Annotated in this window: 5 protein-coding genes; 4 read left to right on the top strand and 1 reads right to left on the bottom strand. The window is 65.5% G+C overall.

Annotated features, from left to right (window positions below):
- Positions 1-133 precede the first annotated feature (133 nt).
- On the top strand, positions 134-697 hold the full coding sequence (locus SBI80_RS27985) for a recombinase family protein (RefSeq protein WP_318978410.1): 564 nt from the start codon (positions 134-136) through the stop codon (positions 695-697).
- Positions 698-815: 118 nt separating this feature from the next.
- On the opposite strand, the gene SBI80_RS27980 is transcribed toward SBI80_RS27985, so the two are convergent.
- Positions 816-1,259, bottom strand: a complete 444-nt coding sequence (locus SBI80_RS27980) for a hypothetical protein (protein ID WP_318978409.1) — start codon at positions 1,257-1,259, stop codon at positions 816-818.
- 79 nt (positions 1,260-1,338) lie between these two features.
- On the opposite strand from SBI80_RS27980, the gene SBI80_RS27975 reads away from it, so the two are divergent.
- The 3 genes from SBI80_RS27975 to SBI80_RS27965 all read left to right on the top strand — a co-directional run bounded on the left by SBI80_RS27975 (position 1,339) and on the right by SBI80_RS27965 (position 7,192).
- Positions 1,339-1,785: a hemerythrin domain-containing protein gene (locus SBI80_RS27975; RefSeq protein ID WP_413232832.1), complete on the top strand. Its 447-nt coding sequence runs from the start codon at positions 1,339-1,341 to the stop codon at positions 1,783-1,785.
- Between the two features lie 448 nt (positions 1,786-2,233).
- Positions 2,234-3,463, top strand: coding sequence for an MFS transporter (locus SBI80_RS27970; protein WP_318978407.1), 1,230 nt, complete (start codon positions 2,234-2,236; stop codon positions 3,461-3,463).
- A gap of 33 nt (positions 3,464-3,496) precedes the next feature.
- A complete protein-coding gene (locus SBI80_RS27965; RefSeq protein WP_318978411.1) occupies positions 3,497-7,192 on the top strand; it encodes a nitrate reductase subunit alpha in 3,696 nt (1,231 codons plus the stop codon).

Raw genomic sequence — 7,192 nt, 5'->3', positions numbered from 1 at the left:
TGTCCCGAAACCCTTCGCGATAGCGCACGCCAGAATCGTCGCCACCCATTGACTCTTAGCGTGATCGGAGGTCTTGTCTCACACCGCGTGTCTCAGATCCTCGATGTCGGCAGGCAGTGAGACAGTCTTCGGTATGACCGCAATTCTTGGTTACGCACGAGTGAGCACCGTGGGCCAGGACCTTGAAGCGCAACTTGCTGCCCTTACCGCTGCCGGCGTCGAGGGGAGCCGGGTGTTCACCGACAAACTTTCCGGAGCGGCCAACACGACCCGACCGGGACTGGCGGCGATGCTCGACTACGCCCGCGCCGGTGACACCGTGGTCGTCACTGCCATCGACCGGCTTGGACGTTCGGTCGCCGAAGTCACCCGCACCATCGCCGAACTTGGTGAGCATCGAATCGTGTTGCGCGCCTTGCGTGAAGGTATCGACACAGCCACACCAACTGGACGGGCAGTCGCCGCCATCATGGCTACCCTGGCCGAACTCGAACTTGAGCTGGGGCGGGAACGGCGCGCTGCCTCACGCGAATCTCGCCGTATACGGCAGTTGCCGCCGACCAAACCGCATAAGCTCACTGCGGGTCGGCAAGAGCAGCTTCGCCGACTGGCCGCGACTGGTGAACCCGTGCGGGAGCTCGCTGCGGCATTCGGGATAGGGCGAGCAACCGCCTATCGATATCTCGCACAGTCCTGAGGAGTCGTCCAAATAGCTAAGGCAGCCTGGGAACTCGGTGTTCTAACTAGGACGAAGGTGCTCACAGCCCCGGCACAGGACGTGGATCCGTCGTCACCGCCGACGCGCCGGATGTGGGTTATTCCGAGTCATGTCGTTGTCGCATAGCAGTTTTCGTTGCGTAGCAAAGTGCGCTGATCAGGTAGAAGGCGGCGGTGAGCAGCAGCCACCGGGTCCGGTAGGGGGTTTGGGTCAGCCCGGTCGCGGCGGTGAACGTCGCGCCGCCTTGTTCGATGATGCCGGGGAAGAACAGCAGTAGCAGCAGTCCGGCCGCCATGGTGGGCATCCGCAGGTAGTTCGTCAGCGGAACCCGCCGGGACGCGGATGAGTTGTCGCTGTGGGTGTTTCGGCGTGCCCGCGGTAGGAGCCGGTCGGCCAGGGCATACAGCGGGAACACGATGAGATCGTGGGCGATGATTGCCACGGCGAACCACACCGCGATCCACTGCCACCACACCGCCCCGCAGATCGGCGACTTTCCGCTCGCGTGGACTTCCCTGAGCGGTGGGGTGCCCTGCGTCACGCCGCTGGCAGGCCTAGTGTGAAAGCAGTCGAGTTCGTGGTGGGAGGTTTCCGTGTGTCACTACTGCGGGTGCCGGGAGCTGCCGCTGCTGCGTGATTATATCGCGGAGCACGAGCGGGCGATGGACCATGGCGGCGAAGCGGTGCGGGCGCTGGACCGGGGCGAGCACGAGCGAGCCCGCGAACTGTTGACTGCCATGGCGGACGAACTTCGGTCCCACTGGCGAGGCGAGGAGAACGGGCTCTTCGCGGTGATGCGTAGCGAGGACTTGTTCGCCGAGCACATTGACCCACTCGTGCGGGAACACCGCGAGCTGGAGGCACTGCTGGAGGCGGTCGACTTATCGGATTCGCACGACCAGGACCGGGTCCGCAAGGCGGTCATCGACCTCCACGAGCACATCGCCAAGGAGGAGGACGGGCTTTTTCCCGCTGCGTTGACGGCTCTCGACGGTGTTGAGTGGGATGCGGCGATGGCCGCATGGCGAGCGGCCCACCCCGGCCGGGGCATGATCGACGACGGCTGATCCGGGCGGGACGGCAGTCTCCGGACCTGCCGGGGCGGTTCATCCTCACCGGTGTCACGGTGTGCCGCCGCGGCGGAGGCCGGGTCGACACGCGATCCGGTCGCTCTGTGATTTTCCGGTATCACCTTCTGTCAACGTCATTGTGGTAACCATTGCGGTACTGGCCACCAATTGGTGGCGAGCGTGGGGAAGTCGAGGTCATGGACGCCTTAGTCGTCGCGTCGGACGAAGCTGATGCCCGCGCTGCGGGGACATCGGAACCCACGCCTAGTTCGCAGGCGCGTTTGCGGACTGAGGTAGTGACCCTGATGCCACCCGCCTTCCGCCACGCGACGATCCGTGTTGCTCGACACGACCCGCTACCGCTCTCTGTCCACATACCGGGCGTCTTGGTAATCGAGCGCCTCGATCGGAGACCTGGGCTATGACGCCTGCAGGATCAGCCCAAGTGACGACCACCGATGTGGTGAGGTCGCCGTGGCTGATGCTGGCGGTGGCCACTACCGGGTTCGTCGTCAACTTCTGGGCCTGGGCGCTGCTCAGCCCCTTGGGCCCGCTGTTTCGCGATCAGGGGACGCTCGGCGCGCTGAGCGAGTCCGACGTTGCCTTGATGGTCGCAGTCCCGGTGGTCGTGGGCTCACTGGGTCGGATCCCGGTCGGTGCGCTGACCGACAAGCTGGGTGGCCGGGTGATGTTTCCGCTCGTGTCAGCGGCCACGATCGTGCCGATACTGTTCCTGGCGTTCTTTGCTCTGAATTCTTACGTCCTAATCTTGGTTGGCGGGTTCTTCCTCGGTATCGGTGGCACCGCGTTCGCGGTCGGCGTCCCATTCGTGAACGCATGGTTCCCGCCCGAGCGGCGGGGGCTCGCCATCGGAATATTCGGTGCCGGCATGGGGGGTACCGCAATCAGTGCGCTCACCACGGTCAAGCTCTACGCGAATGGCGGCGAGAAGGTCCCCTTCGTCATCACGGCGGTCGTGCTCGCCGTGTACGCCGCAGTGTCGTGGCTGTTCCTGCGGGATGCGCCGGGCCGGACCGCGCCGACCACGCCCCTGATGTCCCGTCTCATGGCCAACGCCAAACTCCCAATCACCATTCAGGCCAGCATCCTCTACGCGGTGGCCTTCGGCGGCTACGTCGCGTTTTCGGTGTACCTACCGGCCTATCTAAAGACCGCCCACGGCCTTACCGCTGCTGACGCGGCCAACCGGATGGCCGGCTTCGTACTGGTTGCGGTGATCATGCGCCCGATCGGAGGATGGCTCTCGGACCGGTTCGGCGCGATCCCGGTGCTCGCCAGCGGATACGCAATTGTGGTTGTCGGTGCTGCGATTTCGGCTGGCACTCCGCCGTTGGGTGGGATCGGCACGGCCGCGTTCTTGGCCATGGCCGCCGCCCTCGGGTCCGGCAGCGGCGCTACCTTCGCGCTGATCGCCAAGGTCACCGAGCCATCGCGCGTCGGTGGGGTGACCGGATTGGTCGGCGCGGCCGGCGGACTGGGGGGCTTCGTGCCGCCGCTGATCATGGGTTATGTCTACGGACGCACCGAGTCCTACGCGATCGGACTGTGGATGCTGTCCATTACTGCGGCATTCGCACTCGCATTCACTCTCACCGCCGTCCGCGCCACCGCACGCTCATCGCAGCAGGCGATCCAGCAATCACCAGATCGATGACGAGAGGACCAGCTCGTGACCCAGCAGCCGGGCATGGACGGAGCGATCAGCGACGCGCTGGTGCGCAGTCGCCGCTTTTTCACGAAGGCGAAGATTTCCGACGACCTCCGGACCCTCAGCAAGGCGGGGGGGCGCCAAGCCGACGACTTCTACCGTGACCGCTGGAGCCACGACAAGGTGGTCCGCTCGACGCACGGCGTGAACTGCACCGGGTCGTGCTCGTGGAAGGTCTATGTCAAGGACGGGATCATCACCTGGGAGACCCAGCAAACCGACTACCCCTCGGTGGGCCCGGACTCCCCGGAGTACGAGCCGCGTGGCTGCCCCCGCGGTGCCGCCTTCTCCTGGTACACCTACTCACCGACCCGGGTCCGCTACCCCTATGTCCGGGGCGTGCTTCTGCAGATGTACCGCGAGGCCAAGAGCCAACACGACGGCGATCCGGTCAAGGCTTGGGCGCATATCGTGGAAAACCCTCAGCGCGCCATGGCCTACAAATCCGCCCGCGGTAAGGGCGGTCTCGTCCGCGCCACGTGGGACGAGGCCGCTGAGATCGTTGCTGCCGCGCACGTGCACACGATCCAGAAGTACGGTCCTGACCGGGTCGCAGGGTTCTCGCCCATCCCGGCCATGTCGATGGTGTCGCACGCCTCCGGTGCCCGGTTCGTGAATCTGATCGGTGGCTCGATGCTGAGCTTCTACGACTGGTATGCCGATCTGCCCGTGGCTTCGCCGCAGGTCTTCGGTGACCAGACCGACGTCCCCGAGTCCGGGGACTGGTGGAATGCCGGTTATTTGATCATGTGGGGTTCCAACCTCCCCGTCACGCGCACCCCGGACGCGCACTGGATGACCGAGGCCCGCTACCGCGGTCAGAAGGTCGTTGCGGTCGCGCCTGATTACGCCGACAACGTGAAGTTCGCCGACGAGTGGCTGCCCGCCAAGCCAGGTACCGACGCCGCGCTGGCGATGGCGATGGGGCACGTCGTGCTCAAGGAATTCTTCGTCGACCGAGAGACCCCGTACTTCACCGACTACGTCAAGACCTACACCGACCTGCCCTACCTGGTGAAGCTCGACGACGCCGGTGGCGGCACCTACACAGCAGGCAAGTTCCTGACGGCCGCCGACCTGGCGCCGACGGCCGCGGCCGAGGCGAACGCCGCCTTCAAGACCGTCCTCATCGATTCGCGCACCGGCGAGCCCGTCGTCCCGAAAGGCTCGCTCGGGCACCGTTTCGGTGACGCCGATGTCGGCCGGTGGAACCTCGAACTGGGCGACGTCGACCCGCTTCTCTCGCTGCTCGACGGCGCGGCAGAGACCGTCGTGGTGCGGATGCCGCGCTTCGACACACCCGATGGGGCGGCCGTCGACCTTCCGAGGGGGGTCCCGGTCCGTCGGGTCGACGGGCATCTGGTCACCACGGTCTTCGACCTGTTACTCGCGCAGTACGGCGTCGGTCGCGACGGGCTTCCGGGGCAGTGGGCCAGCGGGTACGACGACGCGGAGTCGCCGTACACACCCGCGTGGCAGGAACTCATCACCGGCGTCCCGTCCGCGACCGCAGCCCGGATCGGGCGGGAGTTCGCCGCGAACGCGGAGGAGTCGCGGGGCCGTTCGATGATCGTGATGGGAGCGGGAACCAACCACTGGTTCCACTCCGACACGATCTACCGCGCGTTTCTCACCCTGACCAACCTCACCGGTTGCCAGGGAGTCAACGGCGGCGGCTGGGCACATTACGTCGGGCAGGAGAAGGTCCGCCCCATCACGGGCTACACCCAGATCGCCAATGCGCTCGACTGGAATCGGCCGCCCCGCAACATGATTCAGACCGCCTTCTGGTATCTGCACACCAACCAATTCCGCTACGACCACTTCGGCGCCGACACCCTGTCCGCCACCACCGGCACTGGCCAGCTGGCGGGCATGTCCACCGCCGACGTGATCGCCCAGAGCGCCCGCATGGGCTGGATGCCGTCATATCCCACGTTCAACCGCAATCCGCTCGACCTCAGCGACGACGCTGCCGCTGCGGGCAAGCCGGTGGGTGAGTACGTCGTCGAGCAGCTCAAGTCCGGCGAACTGGACTTCGCCGGCGAGGACCCCGATGCGCCGCAGAACTACCCGCGCATCCTCTCGATCTGGCGAGCCAACCTGCTTGGTTCGTCCGGCAAGGGCAACGAGTACTTCCTCAAACATCTTCTCGGCACGGACTCGTCGCTGCGGGCCACCGAGACGCCCGAGGGCCAGCGCCCGGTCGACGTGACGTGGCGGGACGAGGCACCCGAGGGCAAACTCGATCTGCTGATGACCATCGACTTCCGTCAGACCAGCACCACGATTTTCTCCGACGTCGTCCTCCCGGCGGCGACCTGGTATGAGAAGCACGACCTCAACACCACCGACATGCACCCGTTCGTGCACTCCTTCAACCCGGCGATCGCCCCACCCTGGCAGACCCGCACCGACTGGGACGCGTGGCAGACGATCGCAGCGAAATTCAGCGAGCTCGCCGCTACCCGACTGGGCGTGCGTAAAGATGTTGTGGCCGTTCCTCTTACGCACGACACGCCCGACGCCATGGCCAACCCACACGGCGTCGTGCGCGACTGGAAGAAAGGCGAGTGCGAGCCGATTCCCGGTGTCACAATGCCCAAGCTGATCGAGGTCGAGCGCGACTACGGCGCAGTCGCCGAGAAGATGAACGCGCTCGGACCGCTGGTCGACACCCTGGGAGCGACCACCAAGGGCGTCACCTTCGAGCTGAGCAAGCAGGTCGATTACCTCAGGGGCAAAAACGGTGCCGTGCGCGGCGGCGTGGCGGACGGACGACCCTCGCTGAAGCGCGACGTGCACGTCTGCGAGGCGATCCTCGCCCTATCCGGCACGACCAACGGCCACCTGGCCACGCAAGGCTTCAAGACCCTCGAGAAGCGCACTGGTGTGCCGCTGGCCGACCTGGCTGAGGAACACGAGGGCAAGCAGATCACCTTTGCCGACACCCAGGGCCCACCCATCCCGGTGATCACCTCACCGGAGTGGTCCGGTTCCGAGACCGGCGGACGGCGCTACTCGCCGTTCACCATCAACGTGGAGCGAAAGAAACCTTGGCACACGCTGACCGGGCGGATGCACTTCTACCTCGACCACGACTGGATGACCGAGCTCGGCGAGGGGCTGCCGGTATACCGGCCACCGCTCAACATGGCGGCGCTGTTCGCCGAGCCCCTACTCGGGAATGTCTCCGACGGTTCGAGCGGACAGGTCGAGGGCCTCACGGTGCGGTACCTGACCCCACACAACAAGTGGTCGATCCATTCGGAGTATCAGGACAACCTGTTCATGCTGTCGCTGTCGCGCGGCGGCCAGAACATCTGGATGAGCGACCGCGACGCGGTCAAGGTTGGGATCAAGGACAACGACTGGATCGAGGCGGTCAACCGCAATGGTGTGGTCGTGGCGCGGGCGATCGTCTCGCACCGTATGCCCGAGGGGACCGTGTACATGTACCACGCCCAGGACCGGCTCATCGATGTCCCGATCGCGGAGACGTCGGGCAAGCGGGGCGGCATTCACAACTCGCTGACGCGTCTGCTGGTGAAGCCCTCGCACCTCATCGGTGGCTATGCCCAGCTGACCTTCGCCTTCAACTACCTCGGCCCCACCGGCAACCAGCGTGACGAGATCACAATCATCCGCAAGCGCTCACAAGACGTGGAGTACTGA

It is taken from the genome of Mycolicibacterium sichuanense (assembly GCF_033741125.1).
GTDB lineage: Bacteria > Actinomycetota > Actinomycetes > Mycobacteriales > Mycobacteriaceae > Mycobacterium.
The sequence above is the reverse complement of the archived record's forward strand: the minus strand, read 5'-3'. Positions and strand labels throughout refer to the sequence as shown.

Coding starts and splice junctions, on each gene's coding strand:
- SBI80_RS27985 (WP_318978410.1), top strand. CDS start 134: ATGACCGCAATTCTTGGTTACGCACGAGTGAGCACCGTGGGCCAGGAC.
- SBI80_RS27965 (WP_318978411.1), top strand. CDS start 3,497: ATGGACGGAGCGATCAGCGACGCGCTGGTGCGCAGTCGCCGCTTTTTC.